Genomic DNA, 20,690 nt, shown 5'->3' with positions numbered 1-20,690 from the left:
TTACTTGTACTGAAAACTGCGACTGAAAACTGAAAACTACTTCCTAACTTCTTCAAAAACAAACTTAGGATCATTATAATTTAAAGTTCCCTGAATAAAACACGGAAGATTCATATAAGTTCCTATTACACCATTTCCCAGAATTAATTTGTTGTCTTTTTTTAGTAAAGCCAAAGGGATTCTTTTCCAGCTGCCGCCATTTGAAATATAATGAAAATCTCCCGTTAATGTATTTCCTTTGATATCCCCTCTTACATCTCCAGAATCTTTTCCAAACTGATAATATGAAATCTCGTAGCGTCCATAAAAACGTTTATCGCTTACTTTTATGGCTAAAACTGCTGTGTCTTTATCATTTACAGCCTGATAAAAAACTTCTTTATAATTATCTTTATTCTCCTTTGAGTTACAAGACACGATTACAATTAAAATTAAAAGAAGGAAAGAAAATGATTTTATATTCATCTTGATTTTTTTAGAGCAATATAAGAATTATAAGATTATAAGGAACTCAATCTTAAATTTCTAATATAACTTATATAGTAATTTGATTTTTGTATTAGATTTTTTTCTAAATTTAAATAAAAAACATGGCAGATAGAGACACTTTTTTAAGAGAATTCAGAGGCGAAACTTTAGGAACTGTAAGTGCTCAATCTTCTTCAGATGAGATCTTTCAAAATCAGACGATTAGACCTATACTTAAACTTCAAAACGATTTGTTTATTGCAGTTTTTATTAACTACGTAAACAAAAATAAACCCGATTTTTATTCCTATACAGTCGAAAAGAAACTTCAGACGATAGAAAATTCCATTCAAAAAGATATTAAGTTTAGAAATTCTTTAAAAGGAATTGTAATGGCGCTCTTTACAATTGAAGAATATGATACTTATATTCAAAATTCATCAAGTTTAAACAAACGAATGATGAATTTGTTGATTGACAGACTGAAAAGTCAGGTGCAGTTGTTTGAGGTGGAATCTGATTCTAAATAAAATATACTAAAATGATATTCAATCTTAATTTTACAACAGATTATGGGCAATTTTATCTAAATGATAAAGACGAAGGAGATACTGGTAGTGAAAATTTTTGGTCAGATCAAGCTCTTAATGATAAACTGGCTGTGGAAAAAGGAATTTTAGGAGTTTCTATTGAGAATACTGAAGGAATGGTTAAATGTGAACTTGAGATTTTAAATTCTAAAAGTCTTATTTCTGATTTTAGTAGTTTTGACCATGTAGTAGAAGCAAGTTTAGAAATAAAAACAGGCATTTTACAAGTTAATGATTGTCCATTTTCTATTATAGTTTTAGAAGAAAAAATTGAAATTGGAAACTATAGGGTTCGAGTTTATTTCAATAATCTAAAATCTGCATATTTTGAAAATCCAAAAGATTATTACAAAATAGAAATGTGGAAGGATGTTTTTTCAGATAGACACGTTTTAAAAAGATTTGAAAACTAAAAAATAGTTTTAATAGTCCCTTAGTAAAAATTATGTTCAGCCAATTCCGAAATAAATTCCCTTTAACCGATGAGAAATGGAACGAATACACCGGTTATTTCAATCGTATTGAAGTTCCGGCCAAAACCGTTTTGATTGAAGAAGGAGAAGTTTCTAAAAAGCTTTTTATAATCGAAAAAGGCTGTATCAGGGTTTGGTTTAATAATAATGGAAAAGATTTAACTTCACAGTTCTTTTTCGAAAATCAGAGCGTTGCTTCTATTGAAAGTTTTATTAAAAAATTCCCAAGTCCGGTTGTGGTTGAAACCATCGAGCCTTCTGTTTTGTGGTGGATTCATAAAAAAGATGTCGATACAATTTTGGAAGAAATAAAAGAAATCCCCGAACTTCGGGATCGTTTAATCAATATGCTTTTTCAAAGAACATTTGATTATATGAAACACTTTTTTTCTTTCATAAAAGACTCCCCTGCTCAGCGTTATCTTAGTTTAATTGAAGAAAAACCTCAAATAATCCAGCGTGTTCCGCAGCATTATATTGCTTCTTATCTTGGCGTTAGCACCGTTCATTTAAGCCGAATTAAAAGTAAATTGGCACACAAAAAATAACCTTTTTGAATTTGATAACAAATGTTATCGCCTGCCCGTAAACAGCCCTGTAATTTTGCTTCATAAAATTTAATAATCTTAAAATTATGAAAGCAGCAGTAGTTTATAAAAAAGGTGAATTGCCTAAATATGCAGAATTTCCAGAACCAATAACAGCAAATGAAAGTGAGATTTTAATCTCGGTTAAAGCCGTGGCAATTACAAATCTGGATAAAGGAATTGTGAGCGGACAGCATTATTCTTCAGAAAATGATAATCAAAACGGAACTGTAATTGGCAGTGACGCAATTGGTTTACTAGAAAATGGAACGAAAGTTTACGCCCGTGGTATTTCTGGAACAATTGCAGAGAAAGCTTTAGTTGAGAAAAACAGAATGGTTGTGTTACCAGAAGGAATCGATGATGCAGTGGCGGCAGCCATTCCAAATGCGGTTGCAGGCTCAGCAATGGCACTTCGTTTTAAAGCCGGAATACAGCCCGGAGAAACGGTTTTAATTAACGGAGCAACAGGATTTACGGGACAGATGGCAATTCAGATTGCAAAACATTACGGTGCAAAGAAAATAATCGTAACTGGAAGAAATGAAAAAACACTTCAAAATCTTTTAGAATTAGGTGCTGATGAAATTATTTCTTTAAAACAAGATGATGAATCGTTTATTTCTCAGTTAAAAGAAATTCATAAAAATACTCCCATTGATATTGTTTTAGATTATTTGTGGGGACATTCAGCTGAGCTTATTCTTTCTATTTTAAAAGGAAACGGGAACTTCACTCCCAAAACACGTTATGTTTCTGTAGGCTCTATGTCGGGAGATATAATTCAATTGTCAGCTTCTATTTTGCGCAGCGTTGATCTTCAGTTATCTGGTTCAGGTTTAGGCAGCTGGACAAAAGAGGAAGTGAAATTATTGTTCTCAGAAATTCTTCCTGAAATGTTTCTTTTAGCTTCTCAAAACAAAATAAAAGTAAATATCGAAAAAGTGAATTTAGCCGATATCGAAAAAATGTGGAACGCAGAAGTTCCAGATGGCAAACGATTGGTTGTCTGGATCTAAAAAGTTTTTTAAACACATAGAAACATAGTTTTTTATGTCTTAAAGAAGAATATAAAAAGAAACTAGTTTCTCACACATAGCTATGTTTATTTATAGTAAGTGAAACGCCTTTTATCGGTTTTCAAAAACTATGTTTCTATGTGTTAAAAACCTATTTGTATAATTAATACTTTAATAGTTCCAATAGAGTTTCCTCAAAACGATCTTTTGGTAAAAATTGGTCCTCAAGCGCTTTTGTAAATGGAATTGGCGAATCTAAACTTGCCACTCTTTTTACTGGAGCATCTAAATATTGAAAACATTCTTCCATAATTAAAGCCGAAATATCGCTGGCAATTCCGCCAAACAAAGTATCTTCCTGATAAATAAGGGCTTTTCCTGTTTTCTTAACCGATGCAAAAATAGTTTCGGTATCAAGAGGCTGCAACGTTCTTAAGTCAATTAAATCAGCTTCTATTTCAGGATGTTTGGCTAAAGTTTCTAAAGCCCAGTGAACCGGAGCTCCAAAAGCAATAATGGTTACCGTATTTCCTTCTTTTATTAAAGAAGCTTTTCCAAACGGAAGTGTGTAATAATCTGTTGGAACATCTTGGTAAATACTTCTGTACAACTGTTTGTGTTCAAAAAATAAAACCGGATTAGGATCGTTTATGGCAGTATTCAATAAACCTTTTGCGTCGTATGGAAAAGCCGGATATACCACTTTTAGACCTGGAGTTTTGGTAAACCAGGCTTCATTTGTCTGTGAGTGAAAAGGCCCAGCCTGCGTTCCGCCTCCGCAAGGCATACGAACCACAACATCGGCTTTTTCGCCCCAGCGGTAATGAGATTTTGCCAATAAATTTACAATCGGATTAAATCCAGTTGAAACAAAATCTGCAAACTGCATTTCTACAATTGCTTTATATCCGTTTATAGATAATCCCATTCCGGTCGAAACAACTGCACTTTCGCAAATTGGCGTATTTCGTACTCTTTCTTTTCCAAAAGCATCAACAAAACCTTCAGTAATTTTAAAAGCTCCGCCATATTCAGCGATATCCTGCCCCATAATAACCAGGTTTTTATTGCGCCACATAGATTGTTCTAAACTGTTGCGAATAGCATCAATAAAGCGAATATTTTTTGATTCAGAACTATGTGTATATTCCTCATATTGAAATGGTTTATAAACATCATCTAATTCTCCGCTGTAAGTAGGTTCGATTTCAGGTTCGGCATTAGCCATTGCCCAATTTTCATCAATTTCCTGTTTTATTTCAGCTTTATACTTCTCATCAAGTTCTTCTGTAAGAACTCCAATTTCGGTTAGGTATTTTTTATAATTGGTAACAGGATCTCTAAGTTCCCACTGATCCATTAATTCCTGCGGAACATATTTAGTGCCGCTCGCTTCTTCGTGCCCGCGCATTCTAAAAGTTTTAAATTCCAGAAAAACCGGATGCGGATCTGCTATCATTTCTTCTTTAAGTTTTGATAACTTGTTGTAAACTTCAACAATGTTATTTCCGTCTATAATCCAGCTTTCAATACCATAACCAATTCCTTTATCGGCTAGATTTTCGCATAAATACTGCTCATTTGTTGGTGTAGAAAGTCCGTAGCCATTATTTTCGATAATAAACATTACCGGAAGTTTCCAAACTGCAGCAATGTTTAATGCTTCGTGAAAATCACCTTCGCTCGTTGCTCCTTCTCCGGTAAAAACAGCGGTAACTTTTTTATTATCCTGAAGTTTATTCGCCAGGGCAATTCCGTCAGCAATTCCAAGCTGCGGACCCAAATGCGAAATCATTCCTATTATATTGTATTTCTGAGTTCCAAAATGAAAACTTCTGTCACGGCCTTTTGTAAAACCGTTTGCTTTTCCCTGCCATTGCGAAAAAAGCCTGTGCAGAGGAATGTTTCTGGTTGTAAAAACGCCCAGATTTCGGTGCATTGGCAATACATATTCAGAATCATCTAAAACAGATGTAACTCCCACCGCAATAGCTTCCTGTCCTATTCCTGAAAACCATTTAGAAACTTTTCCCTGTCGAATCAAAATCAGCATTTTTTCTTCGATTAAGCGCGGTTTTAGAAGTTTTTTATATAAATCTAGTAATTTTTCGTCGGTTAGGTTTTCTCTGTAAAAGATCATTATTAGGTTATTTTTTATTCAAATATATAAAAATATAACAATTAAGCTTTTATTTGTTAAATATTTGAAATGTGTTATTTATGTTTTGATTTTATAAAAATAGAAAAATAATTATAGGTTTCTAATAAAAAAAATCGAGAGCAAATATAAAAGGAAATTTTAATTGATCTGTATAAATTGTAATATTTTAACTACAGAAATATATATTGTATTTTTTGAATATTTATAAATTAATGTTCTCATTTTATATTAAAAATTACATATAAACTAAATTTTATTGACAAACATTAAATTCAAATCTAAAATATTATCTACCTTTGTTATTGAAAGGTTTATACCTTTTTTCTTAAATAAAAATGTAAAGTATGCAAAACATTCCTAGTGTAGACTTACGTGATTTCCTTTCGGACGACCCGAAACGTAAACAAAAATTTGTAAATGAAATCGGCAGTGCATTTGAAAACATTGGCTTCGTTGCCTTAAAAGGTCATTTCTTAGATGACAAATTGGTAGACGAACTTTATGGTGAAATTAGAAAATTTTTCGCCTTGCCAGTAGAAACTAAGCATAATTATGAAATTCCCGGAATTGGCGGCCAGAGAGGTTATGTTTCTTTTGGAAAAGAACATGCTAAAGGACGCAAAGAAGGAGATTTGAAAGAATTCTGGCATTTTGGCCAGTATGTTGACAAAGATTCAAAATGGGCTTCAGAATACCCTGATAACGTTGAAGTAAAAGAACTTCCTCGTTTTAATGAAGTAGGAAAAGAAGCTTATCAAATGCTTGAAAAAACAGGAATTTATGTTTTAAGAGCTTTGGCTTTACATCTTGGTTTAGATGAGTTTTATTTTGATGAATATGCAAAAGAAGGAAACTCTATTTTAAGACCAATTCATTATCCGCCAATTACTTCTGAGCCGGAAAATGCGATTCGTGCAGCAGCTCACGGCGACATTAATTTAATTACCTTATTAATGGGAGCTCAGGGTAAAGGTCTTCAGGTTCAAAACCACAACGGAGATTGGATTGATGCTATTGCAGCAGATGACGAATTAGTAATTAATGTTGGAGATATGTTATCAAGACATACAAACAACAAATTAAAATCGACTATTCATCAGGTTGTAAATCCGCCAAGAGAATTATGGGGAACTTCTCGTTATTCTGTTCCTTTCTTTATGCATCCTGTAAGCGATATGCGTTTAGATTGTCTTGAAAATTGTATCGATGAAGAAAATCCTAAAAAATATGAGGATATTTCTGCGGGAGAGTTTTTACACGAACGTTTAGTGGAATTAGGTTTAATAAAAAAATAAAAATTAAATAAATTTCAATCCTGTATCTGTCAGGATAAAAAATTCCAAATTCCAAACTCTGTTATGGGGTTTGGAATTTAATTTTTAAATACCTTTATGGTTGGAAATTTATTTTACAGAATTAAAAAAATATGGACTTAAAAGATCAATTAAAAAACTTATTTCCCGATCACGTAGAAACAAATGAACCAGAGGAAATTCAGGAACAAGATCACGTTTTATATGTGCAGAAAGAACCTATGATCTGTAAATTCGAAAAGCGAAAAGGAAAACCCACAACCATAATTGAAGGTTACGAAGGAAGTGATGAAGATTTTAAAGTATTAGCCAAAGAAATAAAAACAAAATTAAGCGTTGGCGGTACTTTTAAAGACGACTCAATCATTATACAAGGTGATTACCGCGACAAAATTATGGCCATTTTAAAAGAAAAAGGATTTAAAACTAAAAGAGTCGGCGGGTAAAAATAGTTTCACGTTTAAAGTTTCAAGTTACGCAGCCTGAAACCTGAAACAAAAAGACTTAGAACCTTAATATCTCAGAATCTTAGCAACTTAAAAAAAAATGATAAAAGAATCAGAATTAATACTTAATCCAGATGGAAGCGTTTACCACTTAAACCTTCGTCCTGAACATATTGCCAACGATATAATTTTTGTTGGAGACCAAAACAGAGTCGAAAAAATCACCCAGTTTTTTGATTCAATCGAATATTCAACTCAAAAAAGAGAATTTAAAACCCAAACCGGAATTTACAAAGGAAAAAGAATTTCTGTAATGTCTACCGGAATTGGTCCTGATAATATTGATATTGTAATTAATGAGCTGGATGCTCTTGTAAATATTGATTTAAAAACACGTCAGCCAAAAGAAAAATTGACATCTTTAAATATTATCAGAATCGGGACTTCGGGTTCATTACAAGCCGATATTCCTGTTGACAGTTTTGTAATGTCAAAATTCGGACTAGGACTTGATAATATGCTTCGATCCTATTTAATAGATGAAGTTTCAAATGCTGGACTCGAAGATGCTTTCATTCAGCATACCAATTGGGATATTAAAAAAGGAAGACCTTACGTGATTCCATGTTCTGAAAAACTGGAAAAAATTATCGAATCTGATAAAATTTTTAAAGGAATAACTGCTACAGCCGGAGGATTTTATGGTCCGCAGGGACGCGTTTTACGTTTAAATATCCAAGATGAGGAATTGAACAGCAAAATGGATAATTTTAATTTTAATGATAAACGCATTACCAATTTAGAGATGGAAACAGCAGCAATTTATGGGCTTTCTTCTCTTTTAGGACATAATGCCTTATCTTTAAATGCTATTATTGCCAATCGAGCTTCGGGAACTTTTAGTGAAGATCCTTATAAAGCAGTAGACCAATTAATTACATATACATTAAATAAATTGGCAGGGAATTAATTAGAAAAATTGATAATTTTTAAAATCTAAAATTTATGTTTTTACGAGTTGCCAGACATACGAATGATTTAAAGAAAATCGAGGATTTTTACGTTAATATCCTTGGATTTGAACTCTTAGGAGGTTTTGATAACCACAATAATTACGACGGAATTTTTATTGGAAAATCAGGACTTGACTGGCATTTCGAATTTACACAATCTAATACAAAAGCAAAACATTCGTTTGACGAAGATGACATTACGGTGCTTTACCCTAAGAGCATTTTAGATTATAACGAGTTAATTAAGAAAATTTCACACCAAAATATTGAAACGATAGCGGCAGTTAATCCTTTTTGGAACGAAAATGGAACCATGATTCAGGATCCGGACGGTTATCGCATCATTATATCACCATTAAAAGCTGTAATAAGCGAAATAGAATAATGCAGGAAACACATAAAAAAATATTATTTAAATATTATAGTGATTATTTAGAAGAAACGGTTTCAGAAACCATGTGGGCCGAAATTGTTGATTTAGAAAAAGGACTTTTTAAGTTAGATAATATTCCATTCTTCGGGCCGTTAATAGCGACCGATGATTTATTTTACGCCGAATTTGATGAAGATGAAAAACGTCTGGTTTACAAAGAAACGATAGAAAATTCAGGAAATTCAATCGTTCAGGTTATCATTTTAGAAAAAGGTTTCGATAAAGAAATAATCAGAGAAAAATTAAAGGTAATAAATTGTTTGTCTGAAGGATTAAATGATAGTTTTATTTCTGTTGAAGTGGTTCGCGACGTTGATTATTCGATTGTAAGAAGCATTTTAAATGAATACGAAGCCAATGACACAATTCAATATGCTGAGCCTTGTCTTTCCGATAAACACAGGGCCGATTTATTAAAAAACTAAACAAACAAACTTAAGAATACGCATACCAAACTTAACTTAAACTCAAACTATAATGAAAACTGTAAAAATTGTAGGTGTTCCTGAGCACTTCAATCTGCCATGGCATTTATGCATTGAAAATGGCGAATTTGAAGCAGAAAATATCGATTTGCAATGGAAAAACGTTCCTGAAGGCACTGGTAAAATGTGTCAGATGCTGCGTGACGGCGAAGCAGATATGGCCGTAATTTTAACCGAAGGAATTGTAAAAGATATTACCGCTGGAAATCCAAGTAAAATTGTTCAAATTTACGTTCAGTCTCCTTTAATCTGGGGAATTCACGTAGCAGCAAAATCAGATTTCCAGACTGTAAAAGATTTAGAAAACAAAAAAGCCGCTATTTCGAGAATTGGTTCGGGATCACAGCTAATGGCGTATGTAAACGCAAACGAACAAGGCTGGAACAGCGATAATCTGCAATTTGAAATTATAAATACAATCGACGGCGCTGTTGAAGCTTTAACAAACGGCACTGCTGATTATTTTATGTGGGAACGTTTTATGACAAAACCGCTTGTAGATCAGGGAATTTTCAGACGTGTAGGCGACTGCCCTACTCCATGGCCTTCATTTGTGATTGTTGTTCGTGATGAATTCCTTAAAAAGAATGCTAAAGCAGTCGAAAAAGTATTAGAAATCATCAACAAAACAACACACGATTTTGCGCAGATTCCTGATATTGATAAAACTTTGGCAGATTTATTTAATCAAAAAGTCGAAGACATTCAGGAATGGCTGAAACTAACACAATGGTCACAGAAACATTTAAGTGAAAAAGCGTTTGTCAAAATTCAAAATCAATTATTTGATCTGGGAATTATTGATAAAAAAAGTACTTTTGTTGAAACGGTAAAAGCGCTGTAAATACTGCTTTTGATTCTTATGATAAATTTTCCTAAAATTGACCTTCCGCAGTTAAAATCCAAATTACAGGTGAAATCGCCTTGGGACAGGATTATTATTTCTGTGTTGAGTCTTTTTATTACAATTCCGATATTTATCATTCTGCATCAAAACCTTATAGATTTAGAATGGGCATTCAATCTCGATCGTGTTTTTATATTCATTTTTGTTTTTGCCGCTATTTTCTTTCTGTTAATGTATCTGCGAACCATAATTATTTTATGTGTTGCGGTTTACTTATTGATTTTATTTTACGGATCAGTTATTGGAAATTATGGTTTTAGTGAGATTTCAGAAGATTATAATTCGATGATCTATACCATGTCAGACAATCCGTATCCGCAGGATATTGTGGTGGCAAAGCTGCTTCCGTTTCCTAATAAATCAAAAATTATAAATGCAATTGAATACCAGAACCCCAAAGTCCGAAATTTTGCAATTATGGCCACTTCAAAGCATTTTAAAGGCATAAAAGGTTATTCTGACTATAGAACGATTATTCAGTGTTTTGCTGTTTTTAAAGAAATCAACGGACGCTGGAATTATGTAAACGATCCTAAAGACGGCGATTATATTGCCACTGCCAGCGAATCATTAGAATATTTTTCAGGAGACTGCGACGATCATTCTATTTTAATGGCTGCGGCTATTCGTTCTATTGGAGGAACGCCGAGACTTATTCATACAAAAGGTCATATTTATCCTGAAATACTTATTGGATCTATGATCGATCTGGAAAAAGTCAATTATTTAATTAAAAATGTCCTTTTTCAAAAAGAAAGTTATGGTAAAAAAATACATTACCATATCGATGAACGCGGACAAGTCTGGATGAATCTGGATTATACCGCAAAATACCCAGGCGGCCCATTTATGTATGAAGAAATTCTGGGAGCTTTAACACTGAATTAATTTTTAGAACTTTATCAACCCTTATTTTTACTAAGATCTTAGAAACCAGATATTTTGTGTTAATAAAATGTTAGGGATAAAACTTTTTTTTGTATCTTTTTCCTATCTAATTATTAATCACAAAATCATGAAAAATTCTAAACTATTTATCTTCGGGCTTGCATTGGCAGCAGTATTAATGATTTCATGTTCTAAGGGTAGAAATAAACTGATTAACTCTTGGAAAATAACAGCCGTAGAACCGAAAATCCCCATGTCGGACTCCTTAAAAACTGTTATTTTAACCGATGGAACTCTAACGTTTACAAAAGACGGACATGTTACCGGATATTTGACAAGAGAGATAACAAACGGCACTTACGCTTTAACAAAAGGCGGGAAAAGTTTAGTGATTAAAGATGAAGTTGGAACCCCATATCCTTGCGAAAGTACTATTACTAGCGATCAATTAATTCTGGATAGTAAAGAGGTAAAATTGACACTCAAAAAAATAGAATAATAAAAATATAAAAGCCGCTTTTAAAGCGGTTTTTTTTTATGCTTAAACTTTTACAAGAATTAAAATTACTGATATACTGTAAGTTATTACTTCTAAAATTATTAAATTAGCTGTGCTTAAGGCAAACAATCAAATTTTAAATTTTAATACCACCATTATGAAATTAAAAAAGAGATTATCAGCAATTGCAGCTTTATTGAGTATTCTGTTTATGCAGGAAGCTTTTCCTTGTACTAGAATAGTTTACGAAGGTTTAAACGGCACTATTATAACTGCCCGTTCTATGGACTGGAAAGGCGAAATTCCAGCTAATTTATGGCTTTTTCCAAGAGGAATAGAACGATTTGGCGAAGCAGGAAACAATTCGGTTACATGGAAATCAAAATACGGAAGTGTTGTAACTAGTTCTTGGGATATTGCTTCTTCTGACGGAATGAATGAAAAAGGTCTTGCCGGTAATCTTTTATGGCTGGTAGAATCTGCATATCCTAAATTTGTAAAAAACGGCCCTGTAAAAGGACTTGCTGTTTCTTTATGGCTGCAGTACGTTTTGGATAATTATTCAACCGTTGCCGAAGCCGTAAGCGCTTTAGAGAAAAAAGATTTTGTTGTGGCATCGTCACATATTCCGGGAACAGATATTTTTGCAACCGTGCATTTGTCTTTATCAGATTCAACTGGAGATAATGCTATTTTTGAATATATTAATGGAAATCTGGTTATTCATCATGATCGAAAATATGTTGCCATGACTAACTCCCCTATTTTTGATCACCAATTGGCAATTAATACCTATTGGCAGAGTATTCCGGGAACAATTATGCTGCCGGGAACAAATCGTGCGGCAGATCGTTTTGTAAGGGCTTCCTATTATATTGATGCAATCCCCAAAACAGATAATACAAGAACTGCCCTTGCCAGTGTTTTTGGTGTAATTAGAAATTGCTCTGTTCCGCTTGGAATTTCCTCAGAAACAGAACCTAATATTTCTTCTACAAGATGGAGAACTGTCGCAGATCATAAAAATCTGGTTTATTATTTTGATAATGTACTAAACCCCAATGTAGTTTGGGTTGAGTTTAGTAAACTGGATTTTACTGAAAAAGGAAAAGTAAAAAAACTCAGCTTGGCGAATAACGAAAATTATTCTGGAGAATCGTCTATGAATTTTAAACCTACAGCAACATTCAAATTCGCCGGACTAGATTAAACGTTAACCATAAAATTATAAACCCCTCTAAAGTCTTATTTTAGAGGGGTTTTATTTATTCTCTTAATATCTTTTCCATTTTTCTGCCTTTTGCCAATTCGTCTACTAATTTATCCATATAACGAATTTTCTGCATCAGCGGATCTTCGATTTCTTCAATTCTGCAGCCACAAATTACTCCCGTAATTTTCGAAGCATTCGGATTCAGATTTGGTGCTTCAGCAAAAAAGGTTTCTAAATCCGCCTTTTTTTCAATCTGATCTCTAAATTGTTTGTCATTATAACCTGTAAGCCAAAGAATAACAGTATCTACTTCTTCTGCTGTACGGCCTTTCTTTTCTACTTTTTCTTTGTATAATCGATAAATGCTGGCAAACGAATATTGAAAAACCTTGTTGTTCATGATTTCTTTTTTAGATATCTAAAATTATGATTTTTTGAGCTAAAAAGATCAAAGTGTAATCCCCTTTTTCAAATTAATATCTAAATTTTTTTCAAAAAACTATTGCGCAGTCAAATAACTGCATTATTTTTGCAGTCAAATAACTGCACAATGGAAATACGTAGAGATGTTTTTCAGGCAATTGCCGATCCAACCCGAAGAGCAATTTTAAACCTGGTAGCCATACAAGCTATGACTCCCGGTACAATAGCGGAAAATTTTGATTCGTCGAGACAGACGATTTCAAAACACATTAAAATCCTGACAGAATGCGAATTGCTTGACCAGCGGCAAAACGGAAGGGAAATTTATTACTATATCAATGCACAAAAAATTAAGGAAGTGGCTGATTTTATAGAGCCGTTCCGCAAAATGTGGGATGATCGTTTTAATAAATTAGAAAGTATAATGAAGAACTACAAACCTAAAAAAGATTAGTTTATGGAACGCAAAACAAAAATCAGTGCCGAAAACGGCCAGCAGGAAATCCTGATTACAAGAGAATTTGACCTCCCTCTTGAATTGCTTTTTAAAGCGTATGTAGAACCTGAAATTGTAGAACAATGGATGGGAACAAAGGTTTTAAAATTAGAAAATAAAAAACACGGCAGCTGGCAGTTTGAAACCAAAGATCCAAACGGAAATGTGGTGTTTAGTGCCAATGGTGTAATACACGATTTTGTTCCAAACGAAAGAATTATCAGAACTTTTGAAATGGACAATGCAAATTTTGCACCTCAGTTAGAGTTTCTGGAATTTGAAAAACTGACAGATGAAACCAGTAAAATAACCATTCAGACTATTTACAAATCAGTTGAGCATAGAGATTACCAGTTAAAACTGCCTTTTGCACAAGGTCTGAATATGGCACACAATCGTTTACAAGAAATCGTTAATCAACTAAAATAAATCATCATGAGCAAAAGAAATAAAATTATTTACTGGATTGCCACACTTTGGCTGGCTTTAGGCATGACTTCAACCGGAATCGTACAGCTATTAAAAATGAAAGAAGAAGCCGACATGATGGCTCATTTAGGTTATCCGCTATACTTTTTGACCATTTTGGGCATCTGGAAAATATTGGGCGTAATAGCAGTTTTAATCCCGAAATTTCCTTTATTAAAAGAATGGGCTTATGCCGGTTTTATTTTTGCCATGAGTGGTGCTGTATTTTCTCATTTTGCCGTTGGAGATTCAGGAATCGCCTATTTTGGTCCTTCCCTATTATTGGTTTTAACTGTTATTTCCTGGTATTTTAGACCTGCTGAGAGAAAAGTTGTAGATTAAGTTTTACAGTTGCAGTCACAGTTTTCAGTCGCAGTCACAGTTTTCAGTCCTAAAATTACTAAAAACTGAGACTGAATACTGAGACTGAATACTGAGACTGAATACTGCGACTGAATACTGCGACTGAATACTGCGACTGAATACTAAGACTATTAAACAACTTCATTAAAAAAATCAATCAAAAGCTGCAGGTTATTTTCATCGTGCATTGCCTCTGTTTGCTGCAAGGTAATTTCGGTAATTTCAGAAGTTCTGGTGCACATTCTTTTTTCAAAAAAGCCAATTGCATCTTCCATATTCACAAATAAATTAGAAGTTAAAACCTCGTATAATTCTAATGCATCAGCCAGCGCCTGATTTGCTCCTTCTCCCGCGTACGGCGGCATGCGATGCGCGGCATCTCCAATCATGGTAAGGTTTGGCAAAGGTTTCCAAGACTGATCTAACGGAAAATGATACATAGGGCGCGGTGTAAGCCAAACGTCATCACTTTCAAAAAGTTCTTGCCAATCCGGATTCCAGTTTTTAAATTCTTCTTTAAACCATTCTGAAACTTCGGTTTTATTTGTAAAATCAATTCCAGATTTTGCAAGCCAGTCATGTGCTGTTTTTAAACCAATTAAAAGTGTAAGAGTTCCATCACCTTTGGCACTAAATAAAAGCGTTTTTCTTTGTTCTAATGCAAATATTTTTCCATCGTTAACCAGTTTCCAAAGTTTAGGTGCATTCTTTTCGGCATTATAAACATTGATTTCAATTGCAGTAACCCCAGAAAATACAGGCTGAATATCTGTAATATATTTTCTAACACGCGAATTGGCGCCATCAGAAGCAATAACCAAATCAGCATAAGCAGTTGTTCCGTTTTCAAAAGAAATTTCCCAGCCGGATCCTGATGGTTTCATTTCTGTAAACTTAGAATCCCATACTATATTTTCTTCTTTTATAGATGAAATTAATAAATCACGCAGCGGACCTCGGTCTATTTCCGGGCGGAAATGCACATTACCGAAATCTTCTTCCGGTTTTTCATCACCATCATTGTAAACCACTGTCATATTACGATCAGTAATTTTCATTTTATCAGCTCCGGGGCGGTAATTCTTTTTAAAATCATCCATTAATCCTGCAGTCAGCAAAGCTTTTAACCCTGTGTCTTCGTGTAAGTCTAATGTAGAGCCTTGCTGGCGAACGTATCGATCCTGATCTCTCTCGTATACTTTTACTAATGCGCCTTTTTCCTGTAATAATCTGGCAAGAGTTAATCCGCCTGGGCCTCCGCCAATGATTGCTATTTTTTTATTATCTAGTAACATACCTATTCTTTTTATTGTTTAAAATTTCAATTACAAAATTATTAGTATCTTTATAGGTAAAATATCCTATTTTGATATTAAAATAGTCGTAAATGAAAATTGAAGTTACAGATAAAAACGGTTCAGGAATTCTGCATAAGCTTGCTGATGCAATGGGAGCATCTATCCGCGGGCGTTTCGTTGATATTCCCGAAAAATTAGGCGAAGGTTATATGACAGGATTTACCTGGGGCAATGAGCTGCGCATGATGATTCGGAATTACTATTTAAAAGAAGAAATTGTACTCGAACGCAAAAATGAAATTCCTGAGGGACAAGAAAATGTAATATTTTTTCTAAGCGGTATTTTTGATACTTCTTTGCAGCAAAAGGAAAAAACCTCTCCGGAACAGCCCAATGTTTTTATCTGCATGCAGTCTGTTTCGTCTGTAGTTGCAATGCCTCAAAATACTTTTTTTAAAAGCATAACAATTTCGGCATCCAGAGAATATTTACAGCAGCAATTTGGAGCACTGCATCATCCTGTTATTTCAAGCATCCTTACTTCTAAAGATACTTTTGTTTATGAAACCGGAATTTCTCCTGCAATGGTCACAACAGCAAGTGAAATGATTCATCAATTGGTTCCGGAAAGTTTAGAAAATCATTATAATAAGCTCAAATGCGAAGAACTTTTATGTCATATTTTCGCTTTGTTATTGCAGCGGGACGAAACTCCTGCAAGCGGCATTCATATTAAAGACATAAAATCGCTTTATGCCATAAAATACCATTTGCAGTCCAATCTTGATAAAGCACCTGATATCGCTTCATTAGCCAAAGAAGCCGGAATGAGCGAGCCAAAACTTCGAAAATTATTCAAACAGACTTTTGGAAAAGGTGTTTTTGAATATTATCAGTTTATGAGAATGCAGGAAGCGGCAAGGCTTTTAAAGGAAAATCATCTATCTGTTTCAGAAGTTGGCTATGAGTTAGGATTTACCAATTTAAGCCATTTTTCAAGGGTTTTTGAACAGCATATTGGTTTAAAACCGAAAAAATATTCCAGCTTATAACCTAAGTGATTAATTTTGTATAAGATATTTAGAAAATGAGTTTATTAATTCAATCCGCTTTACCAGATTCATCTATTTCGCATTTTGTACACAGCTTTTGGATGCTTGAAAACAATACCGGAAAAGATATTCCGTCGACGATACTGCCAAACGGAATGGTTGATCTTGCTTTAATGAATATGGGTTCTCAGAACTGGGAAATATCAATTCGCGGTTTAGATACTGTACCAAGTGCAATAAATATTCCTGTTGCAACAAAAATGTTCTCTATTGGATTTAAGCTTCTGGCTGTAGAATATTTGCTTGGAGATTCTATTAAAGACGTTTTAAACGGTGGAAAAAACCTTTCAGATGAAATATGGCAGTTTGAAGAGACTGATTTGAATACTTTTGAAAATTTTTGCAGCAAAGCCACACAAATAATTAAAGGAATTTTTATTGAAAATATCGACAATAGAAAAACCAAACTGTTTGATTTAATTTATTCTTCAAAAGGTTCTTTGTCTGTTCAGGAACTTTCTGATAATGTGTTTTGGAGCAGTCGTCAAATTAACCGTTACTTTAATCAGCAATTTGGAATTTCGCTTAAGGCTTATTGCAATATTCTTCGTTTTGGATCGTCATTTAAACCCATCAGCGAAGGGAATCTTTTTCCTGATCAAAACTTTACAGATCAGAATCATTTTATAAAAGAAATCAAGAAATATTCAGGCGTAACTCCAAAAGAACTCAGCAAAAATGTAGAAGATCGCTTTATGGATATTACAGCGATTAAAAAGTTCAACAAATAAAAACGTCTGATTTTTACTATTTCATCCACTCCTTATTTTTCAATTTTGTAGCATAATTCAAAGAATAAAACTTATGCTACTTACAAATAAAAAAACAGCCATTATAGGCGCCGGGCCGGTTGGTTTAACAATGGCCAGATTATTACAGCAAAACGGAATTAATGTTACCGTTTACGAAAGAGACAAAGACCCAAAAGCAAGAATCTGGGGCGGTACGCTGGATTTACACAAAGGTTCTGGGCAAGATGCGATGCAAAAGGCGGGACTGCTTGAGGAATACTACAAAAAGGCAATTCCGATGGGGAGAATCATAACCGATTATCTTGGAAATGTATTGTTTAGCAAAGAAACATCGGTCGAAGAACAATATGACGGCCCGGAAATCAACCGAAACGACTTAAGAACATTACTAATCAACAGCTTAGAAAAAGATACTGTGATTTGGGATAGAAAACTGATTAAGGCCGAAGAACAAAACAATAAATGGGTTTTACATTTTGAAAATGGCGAAATTGAAACCGCAGATTTTGTTATTGGAGCAAATGGCGGCATGACTGCTATTAGAAAATATCTTACTGATGCAGCAGTAGAATTTACAGGAACTTATATGATACAAGGCGAAGTATCTGAACCAGAGATAAAATGCCCTGATTTTTACAAACTATGTGCTGATAAAATTTTAATGACTTCTAATAATGGGAATTTATTAGTTGCAAACCCTAAGAACAGTAATGTTTTGAGTTATAATGTGATTTTTAAAATGCCAGAAATACTTGAATTGGACTTTAAAAATTCTGACTCTGTAATTGAGTTTATTTCAGAAAGATTTAAGGATTGGGACGCTGTTTACAAACAATTATTTCAAGCTGCTTCATTTTTTACTGGTTTGCCCACAAAAAAAATATCAGTCGAGGAATGGAAAAATAATCGTCCCTTACCTATTACGCTTATTGGCGATGCAGCGCATTTAATGCCTCCTTTTGCGGGACAAGGAGCTAATATCGGGCTTCTGGATGCTTTAATTCTATCAGAAAACTTAACAAACAGAGATTTTAAAACCATAGAAGAAGCAGTTTTTGATTATGAACAGCAAATGCAGCTTTATGCACGCAAAGCACAAGAAGAAACCCGAATAAATGAAATTAAAATGCTGAAAAGGGATTTTACATTTTTAAAATTTGCCAATTAAATATTTGGTATTTGTGATGAAAATAATTCTATCTTAGTAACAGAAAACGAACCTGATAATTTGATCTAAAATATGGAAAACTCACAAAATCAATCTGATGCAGCATCAAAAGTGACAGGAATTGGCGGAATTTTCTTTTTTCTTGAAAATCCAAAAGAAACTAAAGAATGGTATGCGAAAAACTTAGGGTTAGAAATTAACGAATGGGGTTCGGCAAGTTTTGAATCCCGAAATCTTGATAATCCGGAGCAGATCGAATCAACGCAATGGTGTCCTTTTAAAAAAGGTGATGAATATTTCTCACCGTCAAAAAAAGAGTTTATGGTTAATTACCGTGTTCAGAATATTGAAGGACTTTTAGAAAAACTAAAAGCTAACGGCGTTACGATTCTGGATGATATAGAAACGTACGAATATGGTAAATTTGTTCATATTATGGATACTGAAGGCAATAAAATTGAACTTTGGGAACCTGTATATTAAATAACCAGATTAAATTTTAAGTATGAAAACAAAGGTTCAAATATTGAGAGAAGAAAATCATCTGACTCAGACTGAACTCGCCGAAAAATCCGGACTTTCATTGCGGACAATTCAACGAATCGAAGCCGGAAATATTCTAAAAGGGTTTACTCTTAAAGCATTAGCAGAATCATTTGAAGTAAAACCTGAAGATCTGATCCTGGATGCTGATAAAATAGATTCTGATATTAAACGCGCTAAACTTATTAATTTTTCGGCTTTGTCTTCTCTTATTATCCCGTTTGGCAACATTATTTTCCCTTCTATTTTAACGTATAAATCAAAAGAAGCAAAGGCCAAAGAACTGGGAAAAAATATTTTGATGGTTCAAATTATTTATACTTTTATTTTGGGCACATTAATGCTGGTAAGTCCGTTTATTCAAAAAGCATTTGCTATAAAATTTCCTTTGTTTCTTGTATTTTTAGTACTCTTAAAAGCTCTGAATGTTTTTATAATTTTTAAAAACGGATTAAGCTTAACTCAAAAATCAGATTTATATATAAAGCTGAAATACAGTATTTTGTAAACGCTGTCGTAAAATTGACGTATAAAAGTCATATCTATTTTACAGTCTGTTTCTGTTACAATTCGCAATATTGCATCAAAAAATTGTAATGAAACTAATTAAGAAAATCGTTTTGACTTTTGCTGTCCTTATTATTCTGTCATTAACTGCGGGTTATTTTTATTTTGACAAAAAATTCAGTCCTCCTCAAAATTATCTCAAAGTTTACGGAAACGCTGATAATATTCCTTTAAAATGGGTTTCGGAAGCAGAAAATCCTTATTCTGCTTTGCTTCTCCCCGTTCAAATAAAAGGCGTTAAGGAAACATTTTATATGCAGCTCGATCTTGGCTCGCCGGTTACTGTATTTTACAAAAAATCATTGCAGTCAATTAAGCAAAAACTTCCCAAACAAATTCGTTTTAATCAGGAATCAAAAGAGATTCTGCTGGATTTTAAATTAGGAAATCTGATTGTTTCATCAGAAAAATTCCAATTATTAGATTATGGAAAAAAGGTCGATACTAAAACCTCAAATGCTGTAAACATTATAGGCACAATTGGAACCGATTTAGCAGAAAAGCGAACTGTTATACTTGATTTTGTTAATAATACGAGTTCTTTTAATGAAAAAAACATTAGCAATAAAGCTTTTAAATTTGAATTTAAAAAACGTAAACTTCTTTTTCCAGCCAAAATTGATAATCAAAATTTAAAATTACTTTACGATTCAGGTACAAGCGGTTATGAATTGATTGTAAATAAAGAAGAATGGCAGAAATATAAAACGAAAAACGGCAGCATTAAAACTGAAAAAGGAAATTCATGGGGAAATATACTGCGTGTTATTTCGGCTCCAGCCAATAAAGAAATGCTATTTGGAAAAACAAAATTGAAAATATCCGAAGTAACTTATATTGAAGGAGTTTCTAAAATACAGACTTTTTTGATGAAACGTTCAGGAATGCAGGGAATGATTGGAAATAAAATCTTTTTGAATCATAAACTTACTATTGACTGCAAAAATGAAAAGTTTACAGTTGAGTAAATAACAGCACTTAAATAATGTTTATATTCGTTGCAGG

The 20,690-nt window shown here is 33.4% G+C and carries 26 protein-coding genes; 22 read left to right on the top strand and 4 right to left on the bottom strand.

Annotated features, from left to right (window positions below):
• Window positions 1-36: 36 nt before the first annotated feature.
• Complete coding sequence (locus tag FJOH_RS14770; protein WP_012024905.1) at window positions 37-465, bottom strand: hypothetical protein; 429 nt, start codon at window positions 463-465, stop codon at window positions 37-39.
• Between the two features lie 125 nt (window positions 466-590).
• Here FJOH_RS14770 and FJOH_RS14765 point away from each other — a divergent pair, with 125 nt between their 5' ends.
• The 4 genes from FJOH_RS14765 to FJOH_RS14750 all read left to right on the top strand — a co-directional run bounded on the left by FJOH_RS14765 (window position 591) and on the right by FJOH_RS14750 (window position 3,137).
• Window positions 591-998: a hypothetical protein gene (locus tag FJOH_RS14765; protein ID WP_012024904.1), complete on the top strand. Its 408-nt coding sequence runs from the start codon at window positions 591-593 to the stop codon at window positions 996-998.
• Between the two features lie 11 nt (window positions 999-1,009).
• Window positions 1,010-1,471 carry a hypothetical protein gene (locus FJOH_RS26270; protein WP_012024903.1) on the top strand — a complete coding sequence of 154 codons (462 nt, stop codon included), beginning with the start codon at window positions 1,010-1,012 and terminating at the stop codon, window positions 1,469-1,471.
• A gap of 32 nt (window positions 1,472-1,503) precedes the next feature.
• Window positions 1,504-2,079 (top strand): Crp/Fnr family transcriptional regulator, encoded by a 576-nt coding sequence (locus FJOH_RS14755; protein WP_012024902.1) that lies wholly within the window; start codon window positions 1,504-1,506, stop codon window positions 2,077-2,079.
• An 86-nt stretch (window positions 2,080-2,165) separates the two neighbouring features.
• Window positions 2,166-3,137 (top strand): quinone oxidoreductase family protein, encoded by a 972-nt coding sequence (locus FJOH_RS14750; RefSeq protein ID WP_012024901.1) that lies wholly within the window; start codon window positions 2,166-2,168, stop codon window positions 3,135-3,137.
• A 163-nt stretch (window positions 3,138-3,300) separates the two neighbouring features.
• Here FJOH_RS14750 and FJOH_RS14745 read toward each other — a convergent pair whose 3' ends face one another.
• On the bottom strand, window positions 3,301-5,277 hold the full coding sequence (locus tag FJOH_RS14745; RefSeq protein WP_012024900.1) for an alpha-ketoacid dehydrogenase subunit alpha/beta: 1,977 nt from the start codon (window positions 5,275-5,277) through the stop codon (window positions 3,301-3,303).
• Window positions 5,278-5,642: 365 nt separating this feature from the next.
• On the opposite strand from FJOH_RS14745, the gene FJOH_RS14740 reads away from it, so the two are divergent.
• From FJOH_RS14740 to FJOH_RS14700, 9 genes are all read left to right on the top strand, one after another.
• Window positions 5,643-6,593 (top strand): isopenicillin N synthase family dioxygenase, encoded by a 951-nt coding sequence (locus tag FJOH_RS14740; protein ID WP_012024899.1) that lies wholly within the window; start codon window positions 5,643-5,645, stop codon window positions 6,591-6,593.
• Window positions 6,594-6,724: 131 nt separating this feature from the next.
• Window positions 6,725-7,057, top strand: coding sequence for a translation initiation factor (locus tag FJOH_RS14735; RefSeq protein WP_012024898.1), 333 nt, complete (start codon window positions 6,725-6,727; stop codon window positions 7,055-7,057).
• 100 nt (window positions 7,058-7,157) lie between these two features.
• The gene (locus tag FJOH_RS14730; RefSeq protein WP_012024897.1) at window positions 7,158-8,027 is read left to right on the top strand and encodes a nucleoside phosphorylase; all 870 of its coding nucleotides are present in this window, start codon (window positions 7,158-7,160) and stop codon (window positions 8,025-8,027) included.
• A gap of 35 nt (window positions 8,028-8,062) precedes the next feature.
• Window positions 8,063-8,455: a VOC family protein gene (locus tag FJOH_RS14725; protein WP_012024896.1), complete on the top strand. Its 393-nt coding sequence runs from the start codon at window positions 8,063-8,065 to the stop codon at window positions 8,453-8,455.
• Complete coding sequence (locus tag FJOH_RS14720) at window positions 8,455-8,928, top strand: DUF4265 domain-containing protein (protein ID WP_012024895.1); 474 nt, start codon at window positions 8,455-8,457, stop codon at window positions 8,926-8,928. The genes FJOH_RS14725 and FJOH_RS14720 overlap by 1 nt, the downstream gene beginning before the upstream one ends.
• Window positions 8,929-8,980: 52 nt before the next feature.
• A complete protein-coding gene (locus FJOH_RS14715) occupies window positions 8,981-9,832 on the top strand; it encodes a substrate-binding domain-containing protein (RefSeq protein WP_012024894.1) in 852 nt (283 codons plus the stop codon).
• Window positions 9,833-9,850: 18 nt separating this feature from the next.
• Complete coding sequence (locus tag FJOH_RS14710; protein ID WP_012024893.1) at window positions 9,851-10,783, top strand: transglutaminase-like domain-containing protein; 933 nt, start codon at window positions 9,851-9,853, stop codon at window positions 10,781-10,783.
• Window positions 10,784-10,910: 127 nt separating this feature from the next.
• Window positions 10,911-11,282, top strand: a complete 372-nt coding sequence (locus FJOH_RS14705) for a hypothetical protein (protein WP_121361225.1) — start codon at window positions 10,911-10,913, stop codon at window positions 11,280-11,282.
• Window positions 11,283-11,439: 157 nt separating this feature from the next.
• Window positions 11,440-12,492 (top strand): linear amide C-N hydrolase, encoded by a 1,053-nt coding sequence (locus FJOH_RS14700; RefSeq protein ID WP_012024891.1) that lies wholly within the window; start codon window positions 11,440-11,442, stop codon window positions 12,490-12,492.
• A 55-nt stretch (window positions 12,493-12,547) separates the two neighbouring features.
• On the opposite strand, the gene FJOH_RS14695 is transcribed toward FJOH_RS14700, so the two are convergent.
• Window positions 12,548-12,895: a DUF2200 domain-containing protein gene (locus tag FJOH_RS14695; RefSeq protein WP_012024890.1), complete on the bottom strand. Its 348-nt coding sequence runs from the start codon at window positions 12,893-12,895 to the stop codon at window positions 12,548-12,550.
• A gap of 150 nt (window positions 12,896-13,045) precedes the next feature.
• On the opposite strand from FJOH_RS14695, the gene FJOH_RS14690 reads away from it, so the two are divergent.
• Genes FJOH_RS14690 through FJOH_RS14680 form a run of 3 tightly spaced genes read left to right on the top strand, consistent with a single transcriptional unit; the run spans window position 13,046 to window position 14,224 of the window.
• Entirely contained in the window at window positions 13,046-13,372 is a 327-nt protein-coding gene (locus FJOH_RS14690; protein ID WP_012024889.1) for an ArsR/SmtB family transcription factor, read from the top strand.
• A gap of 3 nt (window positions 13,373-13,375) precedes the next feature.
• Window positions 13,376-13,843, top strand: a complete 468-nt coding sequence (locus FJOH_RS14685; protein ID WP_012024888.1) for an SRPBCC domain-containing protein — start codon at window positions 13,376-13,378, stop codon at window positions 13,841-13,843.
• Window positions 13,844-13,849: 6 nt separating this feature from the next.
• The gene (locus tag FJOH_RS14680; RefSeq protein ID WP_012024887.1) at window positions 13,850-14,224 is read left to right on the top strand and encodes a DoxX family protein; all 375 of its coding nucleotides are present in this window, start codon (window positions 13,850-13,852) and stop codon (window positions 14,222-14,224) included.
• Between the two features lie 152 nt (window positions 14,225-14,376).
• Here FJOH_RS14680 and FJOH_RS14675 read toward each other — a convergent pair whose 3' ends face one another.
• Complete coding sequence (locus FJOH_RS14675; protein WP_012024886.1) at window positions 14,377-15,540, bottom strand: FAD-dependent oxidoreductase; 1,164 nt, start codon at window positions 15,538-15,540, stop codon at window positions 14,377-14,379.
• Window positions 15,541-15,632: 92 nt separating this feature from the next.
• On the opposite strand from FJOH_RS14675, the gene FJOH_RS14670 reads away from it, so the two are divergent.
• The 6 genes from FJOH_RS14670 (at window position 15,633) to FJOH_RS14645 (ending at window position 20,653) form a co-directional block, all read left to right on the top strand.
• Window positions 15,633-16,595, top strand: a complete 963-nt coding sequence (locus tag FJOH_RS14670; protein ID WP_012024885.1) for a helix-turn-helix transcriptional regulator — start codon at window positions 15,633-15,635, stop codon at window positions 16,593-16,595.
• A gap of 35 nt (window positions 16,596-16,630) precedes the next feature.
• Complete coding sequence (locus tag FJOH_RS14665; RefSeq protein WP_012024884.1) at window positions 16,631-17,386, top strand: helix-turn-helix domain-containing protein; 756 nt, start codon at window positions 16,631-16,633, stop codon at window positions 17,384-17,386.
• Between the two features lie 73 nt (window positions 17,387-17,459).
• Window positions 17,460-18,575: an FAD-dependent oxidoreductase gene (locus tag FJOH_RS14660; protein WP_012024883.1), complete on the top strand. Its 1,116-nt coding sequence runs from the start codon at window positions 17,460-17,462 to the stop codon at window positions 18,573-18,575.
• A 72-nt stretch (window positions 18,576-18,647) separates the two neighbouring features.
• On the top strand, window positions 18,648-19,058 hold the full coding sequence (locus FJOH_RS14655) for a VOC family protein (RefSeq protein WP_012024882.1): 411 nt from the start codon (window positions 18,648-18,650) through the stop codon (window positions 19,056-19,058).
• Between the two features lie 22 nt (window positions 19,059-19,080).
• Window positions 19,081-19,626 (top strand): helix-turn-helix domain-containing protein, encoded by a 546-nt coding sequence (locus tag FJOH_RS14650; protein WP_012024881.1) that lies wholly within the window; start codon window positions 19,081-19,083, stop codon window positions 19,624-19,626.
• Window positions 19,627-19,714: 88 nt separating this feature from the next.
• Window positions 19,715-20,653, top strand: a complete 939-nt coding sequence (locus FJOH_RS14645) for a hypothetical protein (RefSeq protein WP_012024880.1) — start codon at window positions 19,715-19,717, stop codon at window positions 20,651-20,653.
• Window positions 20,654-20,690 lie beyond the last annotated feature (37 nt).

Origin of the sequence: Flavobacterium johnsoniae UW101 (assembly GCF_000016645.1) — a bacterium.
Lineage (GTDB): Bacteria > Bacteroidota > Bacteroidia > Flavobacteriales > Flavobacteriaceae > Flavobacterium > Flavobacterium johnsoniae.
Note: the sequence above shows the minus strand (reverse complement) of the source record. Positions and strands in the feature narration are given on the sequence as shown.